Below are 25,810 nucleotides of genomic sequence, written 5' to 3' on the forward strand. Positions count from 1 at the left end.
CGCTGCGACCGCTGACCGACACCGTGGGACGCGCCGACGCGGTCCCGCCCCCCCGGCCGCGTCGGGCCCAGTCGCGACGTCGAGCCACGGGCCATCGACGGACCTCGCCGCCGATGCCCGTCGCTCCCCGCTCAGCCGGCGATCACGGCAGCGCCTCGTCGCCCGGATCCATCGTGTCGGTGGTCGGCCCGGTGTTGGCCGAGGCCACGGTCCCGACCTTGAACTCGACGCGGCGGTTGGCCGACCGGTGGGCGTTGGTGTCGTTGGGCCCGATCGGCCGGGTCTCACCGTAGCCCTTGGCCTCGAGCCGCGCGCCGTCGATGCCCTTGCCGATCAGGTAGCGGCGGACCGACTCGGCGCGCCGCTGCGACAGGTCGAGGTTGTAGGCGTCGTCGCCGCGGTCGTCGGTGTGGCCTTCGACCGTGATCGACGCCAGCTCGGGGTGGTTGCGGATGATCGCCGCGACGCTGTTGAGCAGCTTGAACGAGCGGCTCTGGATGATGTCCTTGTTGGTCTTGAAGTAGACCACGTCGAGGATCTCGATCCCGCCGGCGCCGAGCACCGCGAGCTGCTTGTCCTTGCAGCCGTGGTTGGCGACCGTGCCGCGCTCATCCGGGCAGTTGTCGAGCCGGTCGACCACGGTGTCACCGTCGCGGTCGGTGTCGGGGCAGCCCTGGTTGTCGGCTGGGCCCGGCTCGGACGGGCAGCGATCGCTGGCGTCGGGCACGCCGTCGCCGTCGTTGTCCTCGGGGCACCCGTCCTCGTCCTGGAAGCGATCGACGTCCTCGGCCTCGGCCGGGCACTGGTCGGTGTCGTCGGGGATGCCGTCGCCGTCCGTGTCCTTGACGTCGGGGCAGCCGTCCTCGTCCTGGTAGCCGTTGACGTTCTCGGCCACCAGCGGACACTCGTCGACCGCGTCGAGGATCGTGTCGCCGTCGTTGTCGGGATCGGGCACGCCGTCGCCGTCCTCGAAGCCGTCCTGGTCCTCGGGGTCGAGCGGCGCGCCGTCGGCGACGTCGAGCACGCCGTCGTCGTCGTTGTCGGGGTCGCTGCAGCCGTCCTCGTCCTGGAAGGCGTCAACGTCCTCGGGATCGCGCGGGCACTGATCGGTCGCGATCAGGCCGTCGCCGTCCCAGTCGATCGGCCCGCCGTGCTCCCCGACGCCGATCCGCACGCCGGCCAGCGCGCGCCAGTCGGGCGTGCCGTAGCCGTCGCGCAGGCCGACGCCGCCCGCCGCGAACACCTGCCAGCGCCCGCCGACCTGCGCCGTGGGACCGCCGACCAGCTCCAGGTAGTTGCGGGCGAAGTCGGTGAACGGCGAGGTGGCCGCGGTCGCGGCCGACACCGTCGCCGCCAGCTCGAGCCGACGGGCCACGCGCACGCCGACGCCGGCCTTGACCCGCAGCTCGTCGTCGACGACCAGGTTGCCGACGCTGGTCTTGTGCCGGAACGCGTAGCCGAGGTCGACCGCCCAGCGCACGCGGTCGCGGCGCTGCGACACCGCCAGCGACGGCGCGAAGATCGCCCCGTCGTCGCCGCGGTAGTCCACGCCGGCGGCGGTCGGGAGCACCAGCGTCGGGATCAGCGCCAGGTCGACGCGCTCGTGCGCCTGGCGCAGGATCCGGAGCTTGGGGCTGACGCGCACGTCGCCCAGGCCGACCCCGCCGACGTCCGACAGCATGCCGACCACGCCCGGGACCATGGCCGCGCGGTCCTGCGCCAGGATCAGCGGCGCGTCGATCGCGACGCCGAGGCGCTCGTGCAGGACGACGCTGCCGCCGAGCTCGCCGCCGGTGCGCTGGGCCACCAGCGCGCCCACGCGCTCGCGCCCGTCGGCGTCCATGTAGACCACCAGCGGGTCGTCGGCCGAGCCGAGCCACAGGTGCAGGTCCCAGTCCCAGCGGTGCCCCAGCGCGGCGCTCTCGACGCCGAGGATCCCGTCGGCGTCGCTGGCCAGCTCGAACCGCTCGACCGAGAAGTCGCGCTTCTCGGTCGCGACCTGCGCGGCCGCGGTCGAGGCCGCCGCGCCCAGGCCGAGCACGCCGACGGCCGCGGCGGCCAGGCGCCGCCGCCGGCGCGTCAGCACCGCGCCGAGCGCCAGCGTCAGGAGCGCCATGGTGCCGAGGCCGCCGCCGGCGCCGGCGGTGGCGCAGCCGCCGCCCGAGACGCCGTAGCCGTCGATGAAGCCGTCGCCGTCGGCGTCGTCATCGCAGGCGTCGCCGAGGCCGTCGCGATCCAGATCGGCCTGGTCGGCGTTGGGCACGTCGGGGCAGTTGTCGAGCGGGTCGAGCACGCCGTCGCTGTCGCGGTCGCCGGGCTGATCGTCGCTCGGGTCGTTGGGGTCGCGCTCGCCGGGATCGACCTGGCCGTCGTGATCGGTGTCCTCGGCGCCGTCGGGCACGCCGCCATGATCGGTGTCGCGATCGACCATGCTGGTGTGGGTCGACGGGTCGGCGTCGGGGACGAAGTGGCCGGCGCCGACGTCGGTGTCGGGGTGCGCCGTGGTCACGCCGACCTCGGTGCCGTCGAACAGGCCGTCACCGTCGCTGTCGGGGTCGAGCGGGTTGATGAGCCCGTCCCCGTCGGTGTCGTCGGTGTAGTTGGCCTCGGCGCCGTCGAGCACGCCGTCGTCGTCGCTGTCGGCGTCGTCGGGATCGGTCCCGATCAGCTCCTCCTCAGCGTCGGTCAGGCCGTCGCCGTCGCGATCGGACGGCGGGGTCACGTCGTCGGCCGGATCGAGCGGGTCGCGCTCGCCGGCGTCGACCTGGCCGTCCTTGTCGGTGTCCTCGGCGCCGTCGGGCACGCCGCCGTGGTCGGTGTCGGTGTCGACCATGCTGGTGTGGGTGGTCGGGTCGTGGTCGGGGATGAAGTGGCCGGCGCTGACGTCGGTGTCGGGGTGGGGCGTGGTCACGCCGACCTCGGTGCCGTCGAAGAGGCCGTCGTTGTCGCTGTCGGGGTCGAGCGGGTTGATCAGCCCGTCGCCGTCGGTGTCGTCGGTGTAGTTGGCCTCGGCGCCGTCGAGCACGCCGTCGTCGTCGCTGTCGGCGTCGTCCGGATCGGTCCCGATCAGCTCCTCCTCGGCGTCGGTCAGGCCGTCGCCGTCGCGATCCGACGGCGGGGTCACGTCGTCGGCCGGATCGAGCGGGTCGCGCTCGCCGGGATCGACCTGGCCGTCCTTGTCGGTGTCCTCGGCGCCGTCCGGCACGCCGCCGTGGTCGGTGTCGCGGTCGACCATGCTGGTGTGGGTGGTCGGGTCGTGGTCGGGGATGAAGTGGCCGGCGCTGACGTCGGTGTCGGGGTGGGGCGTGGTCACGCCGACCTCGGTGCCATCGAAGATCCCGTCGTTGTCGCTGTCGGGGTCGAGCGGGTTGATCAGCCCGTCGCCGTCGGTGTCGTCGGTGTAGTTGGCCTCGGCGCCGTCGAGCACACCGTCGTCGTCGCTGTCGGCGTCGTCGGGGTCGGTCCCGATCAGCTCCTCGACCGCGTCGGGGATGCCGTCGCCGTCACGGTCCGGCGGCGGCGTGGCGTCGTCCGCCGGGTCGTTGGGGTCGAGCTCGCCAGGATCGACCATGCCGTCGTGATCGGTGTCCTCGGCGCCGTCGGGCACGCCGCCGTCGTCGGTGTCGGGGTCGAGCGGGTCGGTGGTCGTGTCGCCGGCGTCGCCGTCGGGGATGAAGTGGCCGGCGCCGACGTCGGTGTCGGGGCCGGGCGTGGTCACGCCCAGCTCGGTGCCGTCGAAGATCCCGTCGTTGTCGCTGTCAGGGTCGAGCGCGTTGATCAGCCCGTCGCCGTCGCTGTCGAGGTCGTAGCTGGGCTCGTCGCCGTCGATCACGCCGTCATCGTCGCTGTCGGCGTCGTCGGGGTCGGTCCCGATCAGCTCCTCCTCGGCGTCGGTCAGGCCGTCGCCGTCGCGATCGGACCGCACGGTCACCGTCACGGTCGCGGTCGCCGTCTGGCCGTCGGCGTCGGTGATCGTGTAGCTGAACGTGTCGGTGCCCATGAACCCGGCGTCGGGCGTGTAGGTGACGGTGCCGTCGGCGTTGACCGTGGCCGTGCCGTTGGGCGGGTCGGTCGCGGTCACGGTGATCGGCCGATCGCCGAGGCCGGTGTCATTGCCGAGCACGACGATCGTGGTGCTGCCGGGCGCGCTGACCGTGGCCGTGTCGGGGTTGGCGACCGGCGTGTCGTTGACCGGCGTCACCGTGACCGTGACCGTCGCCGTCGAGGTCTGGCCGTCGGCGTCGCGGATCGTGTACGTGAACGTGTCGGTGCCGTTGAAGTCCGGGCCGGGCACGTACGTGACCGTGCCGTCGGCGTTGATCGTCGCGGTGCCGTTGGCCGGGGCGCTCACCGCGGTCGTCGTGATCGGCCCGTCGCCGAGGCCGGTGTCGTTGGCCTGGACCGCGACCGTCACGCCCGCCGTCGTGTCCTCGGGCACGGTCGCCGCGTCCGCCACCGCCACCGGCGTGTCGTTGACCGCCGTGACCGTGACGGTCACGGTCGCGGTCGAGCTCTGCCCGTCGGCGTCGGTCACGGTGTAGCTGAACGTGTCGGTGCCGACGAAGTTCGGATCCGGCGTGTACGTGATGGTCCCGTCGGCGTTGACCGTCGCGGTGCCGCTGGGCGGGTCGGTGGCCGTCGTCGTGATCGGCCCGTCGCCCAGGCCGGTGTCGTTGGCCCGGACCGCGATCGTCGCGGCCGTGTCCTCAGCCGTCGTCGCCGCGTCCGCCACGGCCACCGGCGTGTCGTTGACCGGCGTCACCGTGACCGTGACCGTCGCCGTCGAGGTCTGGCCGTCGGCGTCGCGGATCGTGTACGTGAACGTGTCGGTGCCGTTGAAGTTCGGGTCGGGCGTGTAGACGACCGCGCCCGCCGCGGTGATCGTCGCGGTGCCGTTGGGCGGATCGCTCACCGCCGTCGTCGTGATCGGCCCGTCGCCCAGGCCGGTGTCGTTGGCCCGGACCGCGATCGTCACGGCCGTGTCCTCAGCCGTGGTCGCGGTGTCGGCCACGGCCACCGGCGTGTCGTTGACCGGCGTCACCGTGACCGTGACCGTCGCCGTCGAGGTCTGGCCGTCGGCGTCGGTCACGGTGTAGCTGAACGTGTCGGTGCCGTTGAAGTTCGGGTCGGGCGTGTAGACGACCGCGCCCGCCGCGGTGATCGTCGCGGTGCCGTTGGGCGGATCGCTCACCGCCGTGGTCGTGATCGGCCCGTCGCCCAGGCCGGTGTCGTTGGCCCGGACCGCGATCGTCACGGCCGTGTCCTCAGCCGTGGTCGCGGTGTCGGCCACCGCCACCGGCGTGTCGTTGACCGGCGTCACCGTGACCGTGACCGTCGCCGTCGAGGTCTGGCCGTCGGCGTCGGATCGGTGTACGTGAACGTGTCGGTGCCGTTGAAGTCCGGGTTCGGCACGTACGTGACCGTGCCGCTGGCGTTGATCGTCGCGGTGCCGTTGGGCGGATCGCTCACCGCCGTGGTCGTGATCGGCCCGTCGCCCAGGCCGGTGTCGTTGGCCCGGACCGCGATCGTCACGGCCGTGTCCTCAGCCGTGGTCGCGGTGTCGGCCACGGCCACCGGCGTGTCGTTGACCGGCGTCACCGTGACCGTGACCGTCGCCGTCGAGGTCTGGCCGTCGGCGTCGCGGATCGTGTACGTGAACGTGTCGGTCCCGTTGAAGTTCGGGTCGGGCGTGTAGACGACCGCGCCCGCCGCGGTGATCGTCGCGGTGCCGTTGGGCGGATCGCTCACCGCCGTCGTCGTGATCGGCCCGTCGCCCAGGCCGGTGTCGTTGGCCCGCACCGCGATCGTCGCGGCGCTGTCCTCGGCCACGGTCGCCGCGTCCGCCACCGCCACCGGCGTGTCGTTGACCGGCGTCACCGTGACCGTGACCGTCGCCGTCGAGGTCTGGCCGTCGGCGTCGCGGATCGTGTACGTGAACGTGTCGGTCCCGCTGAAGTTCGGGTCGGGCGTGTAGAGGACCGCGCCCGCGGCGGTGATCGTCGCGGTGCCGTTGGGCGGATCGCTCACCGCCGTCGTCGTGATCGGCCCGTCGCCCAGGCCGGTGTCGTTGGCCCGGACCGCGATCGTCACGGCGCTGTCCTCGGCCGTCGTCGCCGCGTCCGCCACCGCCACCGGCGTGTCGTTGACCGGCGTCACCGTGACCGTGACGATCGCGGTGGCGCTCTCGCCGGTCGAGTCGGTCACCGTGTAGCTGAACGAGTCGGGCCCGTTGTAGTCCGGCGCCGGCGTGTACTGGATCGTCCCGTCGCCGTTGACGGTCGCGGTGCCGTGGGTCGGCGCGATCGCGATGGTCGTGACGATCGGCGTGTCGCCCAGGCCGGTGTCGTTGGCCTGGACCGTTCAACGCGGTGCTGCTGTCCTCCGGCACCGAGAAGGCGTCGGGGTTCGCGACCGGCACGTTGGCGTTGCGGACCGTGGACGTGGTGTTGCTGGTGGCGGTCCGGGTGGTCGTGCCGGCCCGATAGCTGAGCGTGGCGGTGTTGGCGTACGTGCCGTCGGCCGCGACGTTGACGGTGAAGGTCACCGACCCGGCGCCGCCGATGGCGACGGTGCCCAGGTTCCAGGTGACCGTGCTGCCCGCGAGCACGCCGCCGCCGGTCGCGCTGGCGAACGAGGTGCCGGTGGGCAGCGGGTCGGTGATCGTGACGTCGTAGGCCGGCGAGGTCCCGGTGTTGGCGTAGCTGAGCGTGAACGTGATCGTGTTGCCGACGGTCGTCGCCGGCGCGGCCTTCGTGATCGCCATGATCGGCTGGCCAGTGGCCAGCGCGCACGGCGACTCGAAGATGCTGTTGAGCAGCAGGCGCACGCCGTTGGTCATGGCGTTGGTCGAGATCGGCGTGGCGACCGAGAAGTTGTGGCCCGCCAGGTAGGTGACGCGGCCGTTGGTGGCGTCGCCGTCGAGGTACCCCGACACCCACATCACGCGCGAGGCGTTGGTCAGGGCCGTCGAGCCGTTGCTCTGGTTGATCAGGATCTGGGTGTTGGGGCGGAAGTCGGCGGCGCCGCCGTTGAGCCCGATCGAGCCGACCGAGCCCGAGTCGCCGGCGATCGGGCCGTGGTACTGCGTCAGCAGGTCGTCCGGCTGCCGGTTGACCAGGGTCCGGCCCGCCTCGGGCAGCGTGGTGTTGGTGTCCTCGACGATGCCGCCCCCGGTGGTGATGTACGAGCCGCGCGGGCTGTTCTCGAACGTCTGCACGGCGAGGCACTGCATGAACGCGTGGGTGTTGGGCGTGGAGTCGAGCCAGGTCCGCACCTCGCGCACCACCTCGTTGGTGATCGCCGCGTTGGCGTTCCCCGCGTAGTGCATCGACGTGACGTGGCAGTAGTTCTGGACCCCGCCGGCGTTGAGGACGCCGTCGCCGCCGCTGCCGCCGGTGTTGCCGTCGCCGGTGGGCCCGGCCAGCGCGGCCTCGGACAGCTCGTCGACCGAGCCCGGGGCCCAGGCCGCGCCGGTCGAGTCGGGGATGCCGGCCGCGTTGAGGTCGGTGTACGCGATGGCCTCGTTGCCATCCTGGAACACGCCGATCTTCGGCGCCGCGGTCAGGGTCCGACGCACGTCGGCCGCGAAGGTGCCGGCGGTGACGTCGTGGACCACGGTGACCGTGTCGCTCGCGAGCCACGCGGTGATGATCGGCAAGGCGGCGGCGCGGTCGGCCGCGGCGATGACGAACGGCCCGCCGCGATAGCTCGCCGGCAGCGCGATGGCGGCGCCGGTCTCGCGGTTGACGACCGTGGCGGGCGCCGTGATCGTGAAGTCGATGCCCTGATCGGCCTTGCCGGTCAACGCCACCCACTGCACCGGCACGTTGCTCTGCAGCAGGCGGTAGACGAGGCCGAACGCGCGGAGCGTGCCGGTGTCCTGGAAGGTCGTGTCCATCGGGATGATGAGCGATCCGGCACCGAACGGCGTCACCAGCGCCTGCGGCGCCGTGGTGACCGCGTCGTCGTCAAGACGACCGTCATCGGTCGCGGCGCACGCGCCGACAACCACCGCCAGCAACAAGGCGAAGCACTTCCTCATGCCCCCCAGGATCCTCCAGGCGGCGCCGGCACTCCAGCGCCCCGCGGGTAACGCTCGGGGCGCGGCTACCCCACCGCGCGCGGCTCGACCACCACGATGTGGTGCTTGCCGGCGGCGCTCGTGGGGATCTGGTCGAGGTACTCCCAGGCCCAGCGGACACCCGGCAGGTACTTGCCGATGAACTCGGCGGCGATCCGATCGAGGTGCGGCGAGATGCGCGCGCCCGCCTCGGTCATCACGACCCGGATCGTCAGGTCGCCGCTGGCGCGCTGGACGATCTGGAACTCCCGGGCCTCGTCATTGAGCGACACGAACAGGATGCTGAACAAGAGCCCGTTGACCGGCTGGCCGGCGCCGTCCCGCAGCGTGTCGGTGACGCGTCCGTCGATGGGACCGATCCGCGGCAAGGTGCGTCCACACCCACACGGCTCGGGCCCCCGCATCATCGCCCGGTCGCCGCCGAGGTAGCGGATCAGCGGCTGCGACAGGTTGTGCAGGTCGGTAACGGCGACCTCACCGATTTCACCAGGTCGCGCCGCGCGGACCGAGGTGCCCTCGCGCACGATCACCTCGACGATCATGGTCTCGGCTGACACGTGCAGGCCGTCGTGGCGATCGCACTCGTGGCCGATCAGCATGACCTCGCGGCAGCCATAGCTCTCGAAGATGCCGGGCCCGAACGCCTTGACCATGTCGTCGCGGTCGCTGGGCCACAGGCGCTCGGCGCCGCAGATGACCGGCAGATCGTCCCAGGTGCGGGCGCCGGTGCGGTTGACGTGGCGGGCCAGCGCCGCGGCGCCCTGGGTGTACGCGAGCATCACGTCGGGCCGGACCCGGCGCAGCTGCGCGATCGCGTCGTCGAGCTCGGCCGGGCCCCGGCGCCCGCAGTCGACGTAGTGATCGCGGCGCAGCGTGTGGTCGAGCTCGACCTTCCACTTCTTCCAGCCGGTCGCCGGGGTCGCCAGCACGCCCCAGTAGTGGAACGCCTTGTTGCCGGGGCGGTACCCGGCCCAGCCGTAGCCGCGCCAGCGGGTCGCGTCGCGCCAGATCCGCGACTCGGCGTTGTAGCGCACGGTCAGCGGCGCCCCGGTGGTGCCGCTGGTGGTCTTGACCACGACCGCGTGGGGCGGGGCGTCGGCCATGCGCGCGTCGACGCTGCTGCGGGCCGCGGCCTTGTCGAGCACCGGCAGGCGCGCCAGGTCGCGCACGTCCTTGATGTCCTCGGGCCCGAGCCCCGCGGCGGCCCACAGCGCGCGGTAGTACGGCGTGTGGCGGTAGGCGTGGCGGACCAGGCGGCGCAGGTAGCCGGACTGGAGGTCCGCCAGCTCGGCGGCGCTCGCGTACTGCGTGCGCTCGAGCATGCGCCCGACGGTGTGGGGATCGCGGCCGCGCAGGCGCTCCCAGCCCGGATAGAGCACGTTGCCGAGGAGGCGACCGTACAGATCCATCGGCGTCGTAGTAGCATCGCGGCCCGCGTGCTGTCCCGCTTGCGCAAGAAGAACCTGCACACCTGGCTGCGTGGCTACGGCCGCCACCTGGTGCGCGCCGCCCTGACCCCGCGCGTCGACGGCCCCCGCCACGTGCTGTTCGCGATGTGCGATCACTACGAGCCGCTGTGGGCCGGGGCCGACGACGCCACCGGCCTGGCTCGGGTGCGGGCCTGGCGCGACGACTACCCGCGCCTGGGCGAGTTCCGCGACGCCGACGGCCACCCGCCGCGCCACTCGTTCTTCTTCCCGGGCGAGGAGTACCGGCCCGAGTTCCTCGACGATCTGGCGACGCTGGCCCGGGCCGGCCTCGGGGAGGTCGAGGTCCACCTGCACCACGACGGCGACACCGAGGCGTCGCTCACGGCGAAGCTCGAGGACACGCTCGCGAAGTTCGCCGGCCACGGCCACCTGTCGCGCCAGGGCGAGGCGTTCGCGTGGGCGTTCATCCACGGCAACTGGAGCCTGGCCAACGGCCGCCCCGATCGGCGCTGGTGCGGCGTCGACGCCGAGCTGCCGCTCCTGTGGAAGCTCGGCTGCTACGCCGACTACACGTTCCCGTCGGCGCCCGACCCGTGCCAGTCCGACATGGTCAACGCGATCTACTGGCCGACCGGCGATCTGCGCCGGCGCCGCAGCTACGACGCCGGCGAGCGCGCGCGCCTGGGCCACGCCTACGACGATCGCCTGCTGATGATCACCGGCCCGCTGGCGCTGGTGCGCAAGGGGCGGTTCGGCGCGCGCATCGAGAACGGCGCGGTGACCGGCGACGATCCGCCGACGCCGGACCGCGTCGACTCGTGGATCGCCCAGGGCATCCACGTCGCCGGCCGCCCCGACTGGGTGTTCGTCAAGGTCCACACCCACGGCGCGCTCGAGAAGACCACGGCGTCGCTGCTGGGCGACGAGGGCCGGGCCATGCACGCGCACCTGACCGAGCGCTACAACGACGGCGTCCGCTGGAAGCTGCACTACGTGACCGCGCGCGAGATGTACAACCTCGCGCGCGCCGCGATGGACGGCAAGGCCGGCGATCCCAGCCCGTGGCGTGACTACGTCGTGCCGCCGCCGCCGATCGCAACGTGAGCGCGCGCCCACCGTCGCACCGGTCGCACCGGTCGCAGGTTGTCGCACGCAGCGCGGTGAGCGCTGGTGAGCCACCGTCGACGCGGCACCGTGGTACGACCGGCCCGTGAAGCTGCGCATCCTGGTGTCTGTCCTCGTCGCTGCCGCGGTCGCCTGCGGCGGCGGCACGCGTACACAACGTAGCGGCGGCGGCGGTGGCGGTGGGGGCGGCGGCGGCGGTGGCGGCGGTGGCGTCGTCGAGACGACGCCGGTCGATCCCGCCCTCGCGGCGCGCCGCGCCTACGTCGATCCCGGCGGCATGTGGATGCCGCGGCAGATGACGCTGCCGATCCACGCTACCAACCTGACCGCGATGGGCGTGCCGATCGCCGCCGCCGATCTCGCCGATCCGACCAAGGAGCCGCTGGCCGCGGTGGTGTCGCTCGGCGGCTGCACCGGCTCGTTCGTCTCGCCCGACGGCCTGATCATCACCAACCACCACTGCGTCCAGCAGGCGCTGCAGGTCAACTCGACGCCCGAGCGCAACCTCGTCGAGCACGGCTTCCTGGCCAAGACCCGCGCCGACGAGCTGTCGGCGGGCCCGACCCAGCACGTCTACATCACCCAGGCGTCGCGCGACGTGACCAAGGAGATGACCGACGGCCTCGCGGACATCGCCGATCCCGGCAAGCGCACCAAGGACGTCGAGCGGCGCGAGAAGGCGCTGGTGGCCGCGTGCGAGCAGGGCCGCCCCGCGATCAAGTGCGAGGTCGCCAGCTTCTACCGCGGCGCCGAGTTCCAGCTGATCGAGCAGCTCGAGCTGCGCGACATCCGTCTGGTCCACGCGCCGGCGCGCGCGATCGGCAACTACGGCGGCGAGATCGACAACTGGGCGTGGCCGCGCCACACCGGCGACTACTCGTTCTTTCGCGCGTACGTCGGTAAGGATGGCAAGGCCGCGGACTTCGCCGCCGACAACGTCCCGTACCACCCGGCGCACTTCCTGAAGGTCGCGACGACGCCGCTGGTCGAGAGCGACTTCGTCATGGTCGCGGGCTACCCGGGCCGGACCGAGCGCATCACCACCTACTCGGAGGTGAAGTTCGACGTCGACTTCTCGTACCCGCAGCGCATCGCGCAGATCCAGGAGTTCTACGACGCGCTCACCCAGCTGGCGGCCAAGGGCGGCATGACCGCGATCAAGGCCAACATGTTCAAGCAGTTCGTCCAGAACGCGCTCGAGAACCAGCAGAGCACCCTGGCCGGCCTCCAGCGCGGCGACACCCTCGCGACCAAGCAGCGGCTCGACGACAAGGTCCGCGCGTGGGCGGCCCAGCCCGGTCACGAGGACTACGCCCAGGCGATCGCCGCGCTCGAGGACACGTTCACCGAGGCCCGCAAGACCGCCAACGTCGACAGCGTGTTCGCGCGGGCGGCCAGCGGCTCGACGATGCTGAACGTCGCCAACCTGCTCGTGCGCATGGCCGAGGAGCGGCCCAAGAAGGACGCCGACCGCAAGGCCGGGTTCCAGGCCCGCGACCTGCCCGACCTGATCAACCAGCAGAAGCAGATGGCGTCGCAGTTCGATCCCGACATCGACCGCACGCTGCTCAAGCTGGCGCTGGTGCGCGCGCTGGCGCTGCCCGAGGCCGACCGGCCGTGGCTCGCGACGATGCTGCGGCCGGCCAAGGGCCAGGCGCTCGACGCGGCGCTGGTCGATGCCCGGATCGCCGAGTGGTACAAGGGCACGACGCTCACCGACGAGAAGGTCCGGCTGAGGCTGCTGACCAAGGGCACCACCAAGGAGCTGGCGAAGTCCAAGGACCCGATCGTGCGCGTGGCGGTGGCGATGCGGCCGCTGCTCAAGGCGTTCGAGGAGGAGCGCGAGGCCCGCGCCGGCGCGCGCCTGCTGCTGGCGCCGAAGTACGCGATCGCGATGCGCGAGGCGCTCGACGGCGCGCTCGCGCCCGACGCCAACTCGACGCTGCGTGTCACCTACGGCACGGTCAAGCGGCGCGGCCCCGGCGCGCCGTTCACCAAGGCCAGCGAGATCCTGGCCAAGGACAAGGGCGAGGAGCCGTTCGACGCCCCGCCGGCGCTGCTCGCGGCGATCAAGGCCAAGGCCTGGGGCCCCTACGCCGACCCGACCCTGGGCGAGGTGCCGGTCGACTTCCTGTCCGACGTCGACACCACCGGCGGCAACTCGGGGTCGCCGACGTTCAACGCGCGGGGCGAGCTGATCGGCCTGCTGTTCGACGGCACCGCCGAGAGCGTGTCGTCCGACGTCGTGTTCGACCCGGCGATCACCCGATCGATCCACGCCGACATCCGCTACGCGCTGTGGATCATGGACTCGATCGACGGCGCCGATCACCTGCTGACCGAGATGGGCGTCACGCCCAGCATGTGACGCGGCCGGCGAGGTCCGGGCCGGTGCCCGACCGACGGCTTGCGCGCGCTGTGATCGCCGCTGGTTAGCGCATTGTTGCAACGGGGTGCGGGGTGCTGGTGTCGGATGCTGCAATAGGTGGGCACGCGCGCGCGTTCCTCACCGGGAGGTTCGCATGCGTGCATCCGCGCTGGTCGCTGTCACCTTGCTCGGGCTGATGACCGCCGCCACGGTCGCGGTCGCCGACGATCAGTTCCACCCCGTGCCGGCCGCGCCCGGCCAGCGCGGCGACCTGGCGCTGCGGGTCGTGGGCTACGGCCACGGCGTCCACGGCGAGATGACGGTCGAGGTCAGAAACGGCGGCGCCGACGCCGCGACGTTCGTGGCCAGCGGGCTGTACTTCCTGCCCGACGACGACGGCGGCGAGGCGCCGCAGCGGCTGACGATCGTCGGCGGCATCCGCGCCGGCAGCGAGGACGCGCCATCGGACGCGATCGCGGTCGCGGCCGGGACGACCCGCAAGATGCGCTTCGACGTCTACTGCATCGACGAGAGCCGCCACGCGCCGTCGTCGAGCCAGGCGTTCACGCTGGCGGCGAACCGCATGCCGCCGCGGCTGAGCGCCGCGATCACGGTCGAGACCGCGGCGGTGGTGGGGCGCCTCAAGCTGCGGGCCAGCGACGAGCAGCAGTCGTCGATCCAGTCGCGGGTGTGGCAGGCGCGCCGGCTCGCCCGGGCCCGCCTCCTCGGCGATCACCGCTGAGTTCCAGCGGGTCTGTCGCCAGGCCCTCGCCAGGCAGGTGAGGGGGTACCCGAAGGTCCGAGGTCACGCCGGACCACGTCGTAGCTCGGGCAAGCCCCGACAGGGCCCACCCACGACGCGAGACTCCCGACGCGGAGGCCTGCGCTCGACCGAAGAAGTGACAGGCTGTGAGTTCAGCGGGGGCCTCGCCGCGGCCGCGCCGGTCAGGCGACGCGCAGGCCGCCGCCGTGGACCGCGACCACGCTGCGGCCGCCGCCGACCGGGCGGACCTCGACGGTGGCGCCGACCCGCTCCTCGAGGCCAGGCACGTGCGAGACGATCCCGACCTGGCGGCCGCTGGCGCGCAGCGCGTCGAGCGCGGCCAGCGCGGTGTCGAGCGTGCTCGCGTCGAGCGTGCCGAAGCCCTCGTCGACCAGCAACGTGTGGACGGTGGCGCCGCCGGCGGACAGCGACGACAGCCCCAGCGCCAGCGCCAGCGACGCCAGGAAGCTCTCGCCGCCGGACAGGCTCGCGATCGAGCGGATCTCGTCGCCCATCTCGCGATCGATCACCTGCAGCTCGAGATCCTGGCGCGGCACCCGCTCGAGCTGGTAGCGCGGGGCCAGCTCGTCGAGGTGGCGGTTGGCGGCGCGCAGGAGCGCCTCGAGCGTGAGGCTCTGCGCGAAGTCGCGCAGGCGCTTGCCGTCGGCCGAGCCGCACAGCGCGTCGAGCTGCTCGAACGGCGCCGCGCGCAGATCGAAGGCGGCGAGCGCGGTGGCCGCCGCGACCCGGTGCGCCCGGGCGGCGTCGTCAGCGCGCCGGCGCGCGGCGGCGGCGCTGGCGCGCTCGGCGGTGGCGGCGGTGGTGGCGGCCAGCGCCGCGAGCCGCGCGGCCCAGGTCGGATCGTCGTCGTCGAGGCCCGGGTGCGCGGGGCGCTCGGCGGCCAGCGCCGCGGCCTGGTGCGCCAGCTGCTCGACCCGCGCGGTCGCCGCCACGGCGGCGTGGGTGACGGCGGCCACCCGGGCGCGATCGCGCCCGACCTGCTCGAGCGAGACCGCGAACGCGCGCTCGGCGGTGGCGACGTCGACGCCGGCGCCCGCGACCGCGCTGGCGACCGCGGCCTCGGCGACGATCAGCTCGGCGGCCGCGGCGGCCACGGCAGCGTCGGCGTCGGCGGTGCGCGCCTCGGCGGCGGCGAGCGCGGCGGCGGTGGCGGCGGCGGCGACCTCGGCGGCGCGCGCGGCGGCGGCAGTTTCGGCGACCGCGCGCGCGAGCGCCTCGGCCCGGACCGCGGTGGCCTCGCCGCCGAGCAGCGCCGCGCGCCGGGCCCGGGCCGCGGCGTGCTCGGCCGCAGCGTGCGCGCGCGCCGCCGCGGCCTCGACCTCGGCGTGCGCGAGCGCGGTCGCCGCGGCCGCCCCGGCGGTGTGCGCGGCGGTCAGCTCGGCGATCGCACCGGCGGCGGCGGCGGCGGCGGCCGACGCCGCGCGCCAGCGATCCACCGCAGCGCCGAGCTCGATCGCCAGGGCGGCCGGCGCCGTGAGGCGCGCGGTCAGCCCCGACGGCACGATCGCGGCGGCCACGGCGTGCGCCGCCGCGCGGGCCTGGCCGGCGAGGTCGCGGGCGCGCTCGGCGGCGACGCGCTCGGCGACCAGCGCCTCGGCCGTCGCCCGCGCGCGATCGTGCTGCGCGCGCGCCAGCTCGTGCTCGTGCACCGCGGCCAGCACCTGCGCGTGGGCGGTCCCGGCGACGTTGGCGAGCGCGGCGGCGCGATCGCGCGCGGCGCGGGCCGCGGTCACGGCCGCCGTCGACGCCGCGGCGGCCTCGGCGACCCACGCGGTCGCGGCCGTCGAGTCCGGGGCCGCCGCCAGCAGCAGCTCGCCGGCGGCGCGCACGCGCGCGGCCCACGTCGTCGCCAGCTCGACGCGCTGGGCCGCGAGGCGATCGGCCTCGGCGGCGAGCGCGGCCGCGCGCCCGCGCTCGACCCCGGCGGCGCCCGCGGCCGCGGCGACAGCGGCGTCGGCCTGGGCCACGACCGCCGCCAGCTCGGCGGTCCGCGCCGCCTGCCCCGCGACCAGCGCGTCGACGACGGCGGGCGCCTGCCACGGGTGCGCGGTGGCGCCGCACAGGGCGCACGGCTCACCCTCGACCAGCTCGGCGCGCAGCTCATCGAGCCCGAGCGCGTGGCGCAGCCGGGCCGCGGTGGCGTCGGCCTCGGCCCAGGCGGCGCGGGCCGCCACCAGCGCCGCGCGCGCGCGGGCCTCGTCCGCCGCCAGCGCGACGGCGGCGCGCTCGGCGCCGGCGGCCTCGTCGACGCACGCCTGCCACGCCGCGGCCAGCTGGCGCGCCCGCCCGGCCAGCGCCGCGAGCGCGTCGACGGTGGCGGCGCGCTGCGCGCACGCCTCGAGCCGCGCCTGCGCCGGGGCCAGCGGCGCGTCCTGGGCGGCGGCGTCAGCGCTCGCGTGGCGGGCCCGGGCCTCCTCGACGGCGCGCGCGCTCGCGGTCCGGGCCAGCTCGATCTCGGCCAGCGCGCGCTCGGCGTCGTGCAGCGCCGGGGCGATCCGATCGAGCGCCGCGCGCGCGGCCGTCAGCTCGGCGCCACCGCGCGCCAGCTGGTCGAGCGCGTCGCGCAGCCGCGGCCACTCGGGCGCGACGGCGCCAGCGGCGACCTCGGCGGCGACGATCGCCGCCGCGGCGGCGCGCGCGGTGGTCGCGGTGGCCAGCCCCGCGGCCAGCTCGGCCTGGCGGGCCGCCTGGGCCGCGGCCCGATCGGCGGCGGCCGTCGCCGCGGCGATGGCGTCGTCAGCCCGGCGCGCCGCGGCGACCACGGCGTCATCGGCCCGCGCCGCCTCGGCCAGCGCCGCCGCCGCCGCCACCTCGACGGCGCGCGCCTGGGACAAGGCCTCGTCGGCGCCGATCCGCGCTGTCGCCGCCGCCGCGGCCTGCGCCGCCGCCGTGGCCCTCGTCGCGCGCGCGCTGGTCGCGGCCGCCGTCGCCTGCTCGGCCCGGGTCGCGCTGGTCCGCCACGCCGACCACGGCGCGCGCGCGGCCGCCAGGCGATCGATCAGCGCGATCTCGGCCGCGACCGGCGCCACCGCGCCCTCGGCGGCGACCGCGTCGGCCGCCGCCTGCCGCGCCACCGCCACCGCCGCGCGCAGCTGCCGATCGCTGTCGCGCCAGCGCGCGGCGACCGCCGCCGCCTGCTCGGCGCCGCGGGCCGCGACCACGGCCTGGTCGGCGGCGGCGGCCTCGGCGTCGAGCGCGGCGCGGGCGTCGTCGTCGAGCACCGGCGCCAGCTCGCCCGCGGCCACCAGGCCGCGGCGCTCGTTGGCGATCGCGACGCCGCGGCGGTGCGCGGCGATCGACAGCGCGCCGTAGAGCGCGGTGCCGGTCATGCGCTCGAGCAGCGCCGCGCGCTCGCTGGGGTCGGCGCGCAGGAACGCCGCGAAGTCGCCCTGCGCCAGCAGCGCCGACCGACGGAACTGATCGAACGTCAGGCCGAGCGCGTCCTCGATCGCGCGCTGGGTCTCGCGGCGGGTGCCGCCGAGCCGGGCGCCGTCGTCGAGGCGCACCAGCGACGTCTCCTGATCCTGGAGCGCGCCGGTCGGCCGGTTGTGGGCGCGCCGCACCGACCAGCGCGCGCGGTAGCGCCGACGATCGCGGCCCTCGAAGTCGACCTCGGCCCAGCCGCTGCCGGCGGTCCGCCGCAAGAGCGAGCGGACGTCGGCGGCGCCGACCTGGGACGCGCGCTCGTGCCCGACCTTGAACGTGCTGCGGCCCTCGAGCCGCGGCGTGGCGTTGAACAGCGCCGCGCACATCGCGTCGAGCAGCGTGCTCTTGCCGGCGCCGGTCGCGCCGGTGATCGCGAACAGCCCGGCCGACGCCAGCGGCTCGGCGGCGAGGTCGAGCTCGAACTCGTCGGCGAGGCTGGCCAGGTTGGCGCCGCGGATCGCGAGGATCTTCACGACGGCGCCTCGCTGATCTCGCGCTGCAGGACCTCGAACGCGGCCGCGATCGGCGCCGGCACGTCGCCGCCGTGCTCGCGTCGCCACAGCCGGGTCAACACCTCGCGCGGATCGAGCTGCGCCAGCACCTCGGTCGCCCCGGCCTCGGCCAGGGCCCGGCGGTCGCCGCCGGCCTCGACGGTGATCTTGACCAGGCGCGGGTGGCGCTCGCGCACCGCGGCCTCGAGCTCGAGCCGCAGCCGCGGCGCCGGCGCGTCGAGGCGCACCCGCACCTCGAGGTACGGGCGCAGGTCGGGATCGCCATCGGGATCGTAGGCCGGGAGCTTCGCCAGCTGCGCCAGCACCTCGGGCAGCGCCGCCGCGCCGCGCCGGGGCACGCGCACCAGCTCGACGGTGCGCGGCACGCGAATCGTCCGAATTCCGGACAGCTCGCCGCCGGCCAGCTCGACCACGACCACCTGGTGGTGGTAGTCGGCCTCGCCCATCGCCAGCGGGATCGGCGACCCGGCGTAGCGGACGTGCTCGGCGCCCACCCGCTGCGCGCGGTGCAGGTGGCCGAGCGCGACGTAGGCCACGTCGTCGGCGAACGCGGCGCCGCCGATGACCTCGGCGCCGCCGATGACGATGCGGCGCTCGGAGTCGGACGCCTGACCGCCGGCCAGGTGCAGGTGCCCCATCGCCACGAGCGCCTGACCGGGCTGGCGCTGGGCCCGGGCCGCCGCCAGCACCTCGGCGAACACCGCGCGCACCGCGTCGCCGCGATCGCCGTCGCCGGCCGCGAGATCCCCCGGCCGCAGGTACGGCACCGCCGCCACGATCGCGCCCACGGCGCCGGTGGCGTCGGGCAGCGCGACCACCAGCGGGGCGGTCACGACCGCGCCGTCGGCGGTGCGCGGCACCGCGCCGATCACCCGCGCCCGCACGCCGGCCAGGAGCGCCGCCGGCGCCGTCAGCCGCGCCGGCGAGTCGTGGTTACCGGCGATCGCCACCACCGTCAGGTGCGGCCGCCGCCGGTGGGCCTCGGCCAGGAACCCGTACCAGGCCGCCAGCGCTGGGGCCGACGGGTTGCCCGCGTCGAACACGTCGCCGCTGAGCAACACCGCGTCGATCTGCTCGGCCTCGATCGTGTCGAGCAGCCACGCCAGGAACGCCGCGTGCTCCCGGTCACGCGGCAGGTCGTGCAGCGCGTGGCCGAGGTGCCAGTCGGACGTGTGGAGGAGCCGCATCCAACCTGTCCGTACCACGGCGATCTGATCCGGATTTCTCCCCGACGAGCGCCCCGGCCCCTCGAAAACCTGAGGGACGCCCGACGTCGAGGCCGTGTCGGAGCGATCACGGCGGCCCTCACGCCGCTGGCGCTCGTGGCCCACCCCTTGCTCTAATCGCCGCCGTGCGCGCCCTCCTGATCTGTGCCCTCGCCCTCGGGCCGCTCGCCGCCTGCGGCCTGTACAGCGACGACACCGGCTGCGATCCGATCCAGCGCTCGGACCAGCTCGTGAACCCGGCCACGCTGGCGTGCGAGGTCCACACGGCGACCGAGGCCTGCGGCGCACCGCCGGCGGACCTGTCGTGGGGCGAGTGCGCCAGCGCGTGCCGAGCCCTGCCCGAGGCCGCGTGCCTGACCACCCCCGGCTGCCGCGGCGCCTACGACCACGACTGCTTCTTCGGCGTCGGCGCCTGCGCGCGCCCGACCCCGTTCCTCGGCTGTTACCCGACCGACCTCAACCTCGACAACGCCACCGGCTGCGCCGGCCTCGACGCGTGGAGCTGCTCGCGCCACGAGGCCTGCGTCGGGACCTACCGCCCGGCCGCGGCCTGCAGCGACGGCCTCGACCAGAACGGCGACGGCGTGGCCGACGATCCCGCCGAGTGCACGTTCGCGTACGCCCGCTGCGTGCCCGAGCCCGTGCTGGGCGGCTGACCGCCCGCCGACGCCCGCCCGAGGCTCAACCGACCCGGCGCCGGCGGTCGAGGCACACGTCGGTCGGCACCGCGCCGCGGCAGACGTGCTCGTCGACCGTGGCCGCCAGCGCGCGGACGCCGGCCGCGAGCCCGCCCCAGGAAGGGTCGCCGTCGTGGGTGAGCTCGATCAGGAGCGCCGCGCACAGCGACGTCGCCCACTCGACCGTGTCGAGCACCCGGCGCTCGAACCCCGGCGCGTCGTCCGGACCCATGACGACCGTGCGCTTCTCGACCGTCGCGCCGTCGGCGGCGACCAGCACCAGCCGCGCGAGGCGCTCGACCTCGAACACCCGGGCGTCGAGTCGTGAGACAGGGGCCTGTTCATCCTCCACCACCAGCGCCGCGCGGCGATCGAGCCAGATCCGCAGACGCACGGCGGTGGCGACGCGACGCCAGGGCGTCGCGAGCGGCTGGGTCATGGCGGCGGCGTGCATGGCGACCGGGTGAGCAAGCGGCAGGCCAGCGCCCGCGGTAGTGTCGCGCGGTGACCGCCCCCGCCTCTGCGCGCCTCGAGGTCCGCGGCCTGCGCGTCGAGCTGCCCGACGGCCGCGTGCTGATCGACGACCTGACGCTGTCGCTCGCCCCCGGCGAGGTCGCGGTGCTGCTGGGCGGATCGGGCGCCGGCAAGTCCACGTTCGCGCGGGTGCTGTTCGAGCGGGCCGAGCTCGACGCCGCCGGCTTCCACGTCGAGGCCCAGGCGGTCGAGCTCGATCGCAGCCAGCTCGGCCTGGTGCCGCAGCGCGGCGCGCTGTTCGATCACCTCGACGTCGCCGGGAACGTCGCGCTGGCGCTGCGCTACGCCGAGGTGCCCGAGGGCGACCCGGCGACCTGGCTGGCGCGGGTCGGGCTCGGACCCGAGGTCGCCGAGCCCGGCGTCACGGTCGGCTCGCTGTCGGGCGGGCAGGCCCAGCGGGTCGCGGTCGCCCGGGTCCTGGCGTCGGGCCGGCGGCTGCTCTTCCTCGACGAGCCGTCGGTCGGCCTCGACCCGCACCGCGTGCGCCAGCTCGCGCGCCTGATCCGCCAGCAGGTCGAGGCCCTGGGCGCGGCGGCGATCGTCGTGACGCACGACGTCGCGCTGGCCGCCGGGGTCGCTGACGCGCTGTACATGCTGTCGCTCGAGGACCGCACGCTGACCCGGATGTTCCCCGACACCTGGCCGGGGCCGGTGGAGCGCGACGGCGTCGACGACGCCACCCGCGGCCGCTGGCTGCTGGCGCTCGAGGACGCGCTGGTCGATCACCTCGAGACCCACGGCGATCGACCGCCGCCCCGGCGCGAGGCCCGCGGCCGAGCCCTCGCCCACCGGCTGGCCGAGCTGACCGCGCCGGTGACCCGGCCGTTCGCGGTGGCGGCCTGGGCGCTGCGCCACCTGCCGCGCCAGCTGGTCGGCCGACCGCGCGACGCCGCGACCGTGGCCGGGCGGGTCGGCGCCCAGGCGCTCGTGCGCCCGCTGATCTTCTACGCGATCGTCTCGACGCTGATCGGCTACACGGTGCTGTACGTGATCAGCCGCATCGGCGGCGCCGGGGTGCGCCCGGACGCGCTGATCCGTCAGATCGGCGGCAGCTACGTGATCGCGCTGGCGCCGGCGCTGTCGGCGATCCTGTTCGTCGCGGCCTCGGGCAGCGCCACCAACGCGTGGCTGGGCTCGATGGCGCTGGGCCGCCAGACCCTCGCGCTCGAGGCGCTCGGCATCGATCAGAAGGCGTACCTGTGGGCGCCGGCGTGGCTGGCGCTGGGGCTGGCGTACCTGGTCATCGCGGCGGTGTTCGCGCTGGGCATGATCGTCGGCGGCTACCTGGTGTGCCGCGGCCTGGGCATGACCGACGCGTGGGCCCTGCTCACCGCCGATCTGATCGATCCGCGGCCCGAGCGCGCGGCCTACGCGGCCCGGGCCGGGTTCCTGGTGTGGATGTACGGCTGGGGCATCGCGTCGGACGTCGTCGCCAAGGGCACCGCGAGCAAGCCCGACGCCGACGCGGTCACGCGCGGCATGACCGCGAGCGTGGTCGCGTGCACGCTGTGGGTGGTCGCGCTCGAGCTGGCGACCGTGGTCTGGGTGCTGGCGCGATGACCGCGCGCACCGGCGCCGCGGCGATCGGCCTGGGCGTCGCGCTGGTCGCGGCCCACGTGGCGCTGGTGCCGGCCTGGGTCGCGCGCACCGCGCGGCCGACGCTGGCGGTCGAGTGGCCCCACGGCCTGGTCAGCGACGAGCTCGGCGTCGGCGCGGTCACGCCCGGCGTCGACGCGACCGTGACCCGCGACGGCGCCGCGCCGGGGCTGGTCGTGACCCGCTACACCGCCCGCTACCGCGGCGGCATCACGCGCACCGTCGCGGCGCCGGCGCTGGTCGGCCCGTTCCAGGATCCGTCCGCGCCGCCGTGCACCGGGCGGATCGCGGTCGGGCAGCGCCTGCTCGACGGCGACGCCGGCTCGGTCGCGGCGATCGTGCGCGCCGAGCTGACCGCGGCGCTGCGCACGACCGAGGTGTTCGCGATCGGCGCGTTCCAGCGCGTCGACGCCATCGCGCTGCGCTGGGTCGGGCTCTACGACGTGCCGTTCGAGGCGGGCATGTTCCCGGCCAAGGCCCGGGCGGCGCCGGCGCCGGGCGGCTACCTGCGGGCCGAGGCGACGGTCGTGTTCGAGCGCGTCAAGATCGTCGTCGTGCTGGGCGCGCTGCCGCGCACCGACGGCGGCGCCCTCGGCTTCACGGTCGGCCTGCGCGCCCACGTCGCCGTCGACAACCGCGCGCTGGCGTGGCTGGTCGATCGCCTCGGCGTCGATCGGCTGGCCACGCGGTTCGCGCGCGGCCAGCTCGACACCGCGCTCCTGGCCGCGCTCGGGCCGCCGCCGCCGCTGCCGCTGCCCGGCGGCGGCGAGCTCGCGATCGAGGTCTGCCCCGACGTGCCGGTCGAGGTCGTCGCCGATCACCACGCGGCGGTCGCGCTGCGCTGGCGCCTGACCGCGCCGGTCGCGCCGGCGGCCGGCCAGGCGGCGATCCGCCCGCCCCGGCGCGGGCCGGTGGCGTTCCCGCCGCCGCGCGCCGACGCCACGATCACGATCGATCTCGATCTCGACGGCGTCAACGGCCTGCTCTACCAGCTCTGGCGCACCGGCTTCCTCGATCGCGAGCTCGACCAGCTCGACCTGGCGGGCCGCTTCAACCACCACCCGGTGGTCGAGACCTACCTGACCTTGCGCCTGTCGCCGCTGCGCCTGGCGCTGCCGCCGGTGCTGGCGCCGGCCCCGCCCGACCACCTGCGCCTGGGGCTGGTCGCCGCGGTCGCGATCGGCGACGGCGCGCAGGTGACGCCGGCCACCGCGGTCGGCCAGGTCGCGCTCGGGTTCGCGCCCGGCGATCAGATCGCCACCGACGTCGCGATCGCCGGCCTCGACCTCTCGTGCGAGCCGCGGCCCGGGCACCTCGAGCCCTGCTACGGCGACGTGGTCGCGGCGGTCCGCGACAGCACCGGCGACACCCACGCGGCGCTGGGCGCGGCGCTGTCGACGGTGCTGACCGACCTGTTCGTCGGCCAGCGCCTCGCCGCCGACGCCGCCCCGGCCGAGCTGGCGATCGACGGCGCCCGGGCCGAGACGATCGTCGCCGCCACCGCCGTGCGCCTCGAGCTGGCCGCGCGGATCACGCCGCCGACGCCGTAGCGCGCCAGCCGCCGGGTCAGGCGCGCGGCCGGGCCCGCCGCCGCGCCAACCCGAGCAGCGCGAGCGCCGCGCCGAGGTCGCCGCCGCCGCCGGTCGCGCAGCCGCCGTCGGCTTCCGGCACGCACGCCTCGACGTCGACGCGATCGGTCGCGACGCAGGCGCCGCCGCTGTTGGTGCACGTGCCGCCGGTCCCGACGCAGGTCGGCCAGCACCGCAGGTCGTCGCCGTCCGCGCGCAGGCACTCGCGCTCGACGCAGTCGAGATCGTCGGCGCACACGGCGCCGGTCGTGCCCGGCACCGGGCCCGGCGGTTGACACCGGCCGGCGCCGAGACCGCTGTCGACGCAGCGCCAGCCGTCGGGGCACCCCTCCGCGCACGTCGGCGCGCACACGCCGTGGCCCTTGCCGGCGAACGCCGCGCACGCCCCGAGGGCGCAACCCGCGCTCGACCAGCACGCCGCGCCCAGCGCACCCGCGCGGTGGGCCCGAACGATCACGGCGTCGATCAGGGCGCGGTGCACGTCGATGCGCGTGACCTGGCCAGTGACGCACCCGGCGTCGCCGCTCGAGATCACGCCGACCAGGGCCTCGCCGCCACCGAGGTCCGCCAGGACCGCGCCGCCGGAGTCGCCGTGGCAGGCCGAGGCCGGATCGGGCGCGAGGCTCAACTCGTCGGCGCTGACGGCCGTGACCTGCGCCAGGCCCTCGTGCTTGATGCCGCCGAGATCGGTGACCGACGTGGCGCCAAACCCGACCAGGCGGACGATCGCGCCGATCGGCGGTGGCTCGCCAGCGCGCGGCACCAGCGGCGGCGGTGCGTCGTCGGCCAGGATCAGCAGCCCCAGATCGTTGACCAGCCCGGCGTAGCCGAAATCGGGATGCGCCAGCGCCGTGGCCACCGCGATCTCACCCCCGGCGCCACGCGCGGTCCCGATCACGATCGCCGACGGCCGCAGCACCGCGCAGTGGGCCGCGGTGATCACGACGCGCGGATCGATCACGACGCCGCTGCACCCCACCTCGCCGCCGATCACCACGCCGACCACCGCCGGATCGCCAGCGGTGGTCACGCCGCCGACGATCGCGGGCGCGCGCTCACCGAGCGCGGGGCCGTCACACCCCAGCGCGACCAGCACGCCCAGCAGTGGCCACGACCGGCGCACGTGTCGCTAGAACTCGATCGCGCCGCTGATCGCGTCGCAGTCGCAGAAGAAGCCGAGGAAGCACCCCGACGACTTCTGGTAGTACAGCAGGTAAGTCGTATCGCCACACTGATCGATGAAGCCGCCCTGCGTGCACCCGCCGGACTGCCACGTCCCCAGGCTGGTGCGCGTGCACCCGGTGTTGTAGGCCGACTCCAGCTCGGGCGTGACCGCGTCGGGCGCCTCGGCTGGTCGCGGCAGCGGGTTGTCGAAGCCGAGCGCGGCGTACCCCACCACCGGATCCGCCCAGAGCTCGAGCTTGCCGAGCAAGCGATCGACGGCGCTGCCGGTGGCGAGGTTGTGCGCGGCGATCACCTCGCCGTCGGCGGCGGCGACGTCGATCAACCCGTGCTCGCCGTACCGCAGGTGCCGGACCTCGCCGGTGCTGGTCACGACCTGGTAGCGGACGACGTCACCCTGGTCGACGGCGTCGGTCACCGTGTAGGTCAGCGTGTCGGCCGGGACCGACTCGGGCACCGCGATCGCGACCTCGCGCGTGAGCCCTTGATCCTGACAGGCCGTGAGCCCGAGCCCGAGCGCGGCGAGACCGAGCAGGTGGAGGGCCTTCACTGGAGCGCCTCCCCGATCAGACAGTAGACCGCGGCGTTGTTGCAGCGACCGCACGCGGTGAACGACCACACCAGGCCGGTGGTCAGCCAGCTCCAGGCCGAGCAGTCGTTGGCGGCGTAGCAGGCGTCGTGGCGTGCACAGCAGATGCTGTCACCGCCGATGCCGTCACAGCCGGCGGCGTCGAACGCGACCTGGTCGCTGCCGACGGCGGCTTGCTCGTTCAGAGCGTTCATGAGCCCGCGGCCGGACACCACCGCGAACTCCGCGGTGTAGGTCAGATCGCACCCGATCACCTCGGCCGGCAGATCGTAGACGCCGGCCTGGGCCGGATCGAGCGGCGAGGTGAGCGTGAGCTGACGCAGCGTCGCGTCGCAGCTGACGGTCGCGACCGGCGCGCCGTCGAGCTGGGTGATGTCGACGACGGCACCGCCGGTCTCGGTGGCGTAGCCGCTGACCCGGAGCGGGCCACGCGTCTCGTCGATCGTGGGCGGGGCCTCGCTGGCGCAGCCGATGGCGGCGAGCGAGAGGGCGAGCAGGGCGCAGGTCGAGCGCAGGTGCTTCATCTGGTGCATCCCTCATGACCGACGCTGGTTGGACGAATCCCGTCGGGCGCGCGTCGGCTCGCCCGTCGATGTCGTCGCGTCCTGATTCCCCCCAGAACGCGCGACGATGAAATTCACCCTGCCGGAGTGACGTGCGATCCGTCAAGCGCGAAAGCGAAATCCGAGATC

General features: G+C 74.9%; 15 protein-coding genes and 1 pseudogene. 6 read left to right on the forward strand and 10 right to left on the reverse strand.

From position 1 onward, the window contains the following. Positions 1-142 precede the first annotated feature (142 nt). The 4 genes and pseudogenes from IPL61_37850 to IPL61_37865 form a co-directional block, all read right to left on the reverse strand. Positions 143-5,320 carry a tandem-95 repeat protein gene (locus tag IPL61_37850; protein MBK9036957.1) on the reverse strand — a complete coding sequence of 1,726 codons (5,178 nt, stop codon included), beginning with the start codon at positions 5,318-5,320 and terminating at the stop codon, positions 143-145. After that, complete coding sequence (locus IPL61_37855) at positions 5,317-6,204, reverse strand: tandem-95 repeat protein (protein MBK9036958.1); 888 nt, start codon at positions 6,202-6,204, stop codon at positions 5,317-5,319. Before IPL61_37855 ends, IPL61_37850 begins: the two co-directional genes overlap by 4 nt. 289 nt (positions 6,205-6,493) lie before the next feature. Next, a pseudogene (locus IPL61_37860) lies at positions 6,494-8,041 on the reverse strand (DUF11 domain-containing protein). Between the two features lie 65 nt (positions 8,042-8,106). Then, positions 8,107-9,489 carry a phenylacetate--CoA ligase family protein gene (locus tag IPL61_37865; protein ID MBK9036959.1) on the reverse strand — a complete coding sequence of 461 codons (1,383 nt, stop codon included), beginning with the start codon at positions 9,487-9,489 and terminating at the stop codon, positions 8,107-8,109. On the opposite strand from IPL61_37865, the gene IPL61_37870 reads away from it, so the two are divergent. The 3 genes from IPL61_37870 to IPL61_37880 all read left to right on the forward strand — a co-directional run bounded on the left by IPL61_37870 (position 9,484) and on the right by IPL61_37880 (position 13,745). Beyond that, the gene (locus tag IPL61_37870; protein ID MBK9036960.1) at positions 9,484-10,614 is read left to right on the forward strand and encodes a hypothetical protein; all 1,131 of its coding nucleotides are present in this window, start codon (positions 9,484-9,486) and stop codon (positions 10,612-10,614) included. The genes IPL61_37865 and IPL61_37870 overlap by 6 nt on opposite strands. Before the next feature lie 106 nt (positions 10,615-10,720). Continuing rightward, positions 10,721-13,003, forward strand: a complete 2,283-nt coding sequence (locus IPL61_37875) for a S46 family peptidase (protein ID MBK9036961.1) — start codon at positions 10,721-10,723, stop codon at positions 13,001-13,003. Positions 13,004-13,157: 154 nt separating this feature from the next. Continuing rightward, the gene (locus tag IPL61_37880) at positions 13,158-13,745 is read left to right on the forward strand and encodes a hypothetical protein (protein ID MBK9036962.1); all 588 of its coding nucleotides are present in this window, start codon (positions 13,158-13,160) and stop codon (positions 13,743-13,745) included. A gap of 203 nt (positions 13,746-13,948) precedes the next feature. Here IPL61_37880 and IPL61_37885 read toward each other — a convergent pair whose 3' ends face one another. Together IPL61_37885 and IPL61_37890 are read right to left on the reverse strand one after the other, a co-directional pair. After that, positions 13,949-17,686 (reverse strand): AAA family ATPase, encoded by a 3,738-nt coding sequence (locus tag IPL61_37885; GenBank protein ID MBK9036963.1) that lies wholly within the window; start codon positions 17,684-17,686, stop codon positions 13,949-13,951. Continuing rightward, on the reverse strand, positions 17,683-18,912 hold the full coding sequence (locus tag IPL61_37890; protein MBK9036964.1) for an exonuclease SbcCD subunit D C-terminal domain-containing protein: 1,230 nt from the start codon (positions 18,910-18,912) through the stop codon (positions 17,683-17,685). The genes IPL61_37885 and IPL61_37890 overlap by 4 nt, the downstream gene beginning before the upstream one ends. A 164-nt stretch (positions 18,913-19,076) precedes the next feature. Between IPL61_37890 and IPL61_37895 the strand changes: the two genes are divergently transcribed. Beyond that, positions 19,077-19,607 carry a hypothetical protein gene (locus IPL61_37895; GenBank protein MBK9036965.1) on the forward strand — a complete coding sequence of 177 codons (531 nt, stop codon included), beginning with the start codon at positions 19,077-19,079 and terminating at the stop codon, positions 19,605-19,607. A gap of 25 nt (positions 19,608-19,632) precedes the next feature. On the opposite strand, the gene IPL61_37900 is transcribed toward IPL61_37895, so the two are convergent. Next, complete coding sequence (locus IPL61_37900) at positions 19,633-20,067, reverse strand: hypothetical protein (protein MBK9036966.1); 435 nt, start codon at positions 20,065-20,067, stop codon at positions 19,633-19,635. A gap of 65 nt (positions 20,068-20,132) precedes the next feature. Between IPL61_37900 and IPL61_37905 the strand changes: the two genes are divergently transcribed. Both IPL61_37905 and IPL61_37910 read left to right on the forward strand, forming a co-directional pair. Next, a complete protein-coding gene (locus IPL61_37905) occupies positions 20,133-21,722 on the forward strand; it encodes an ATP-binding cassette domain-containing protein (GenBank protein ID MBK9036967.1) in 1,590 nt (529 codons plus the stop codon). Then, positions 21,719-23,308, forward strand: coding sequence for a hypothetical protein (locus IPL61_37910; GenBank protein ID MBK9036968.1), 1,590 nt, complete (start codon positions 21,719-21,721; stop codon positions 23,306-23,308). The genes IPL61_37905 and IPL61_37910 overlap by 4 nt, the downstream gene beginning before the upstream one ends. Positions 23,309-23,324: 16 nt before the next feature. On the opposite strand, the gene IPL61_37915 is transcribed toward IPL61_37910, so the two are convergent. Genes IPL61_37915 through IPL61_37925 form a run of 3 tightly spaced genes read right to left on the reverse strand, consistent with a single transcriptional unit; the run spans position 23,325 to position 25,642 of the window. Next, complete coding sequence (locus tag IPL61_37915; protein MBK9036969.1) at positions 23,325-24,470, reverse strand: trypsin-like serine protease; 1,146 nt, start codon at positions 24,468-24,470, stop codon at positions 23,325-23,327. Positions 24,471-24,476: 6 nt separating this feature from the next. Continuing rightward, on the reverse strand, positions 24,477-25,079 hold the full coding sequence (locus tag IPL61_37920; protein ID MBK9036970.1) for a hypothetical protein: 603 nt from the start codon (positions 25,077-25,079) through the stop codon (positions 24,477-24,479). Next, on the reverse strand, positions 25,076-25,642 hold the full coding sequence (locus tag IPL61_37925; GenBank protein MBK9036971.1) for a hypothetical protein: 567 nt from the start codon (positions 25,640-25,642) through the stop codon (positions 25,076-25,078). Before IPL61_37925 ends, IPL61_37920 begins: the two co-directional genes overlap by 4 nt. Between the last annotated feature and the right edge of the window lie 168 nt (positions 25,643-25,810).

This window comes from Myxococcales bacterium (assembly GCA_016717005.1).
Lineage (GTDB): Bacteria > Myxococcota_A > Polyangia > Haliangiales > Haliangiaceae > UBA2376.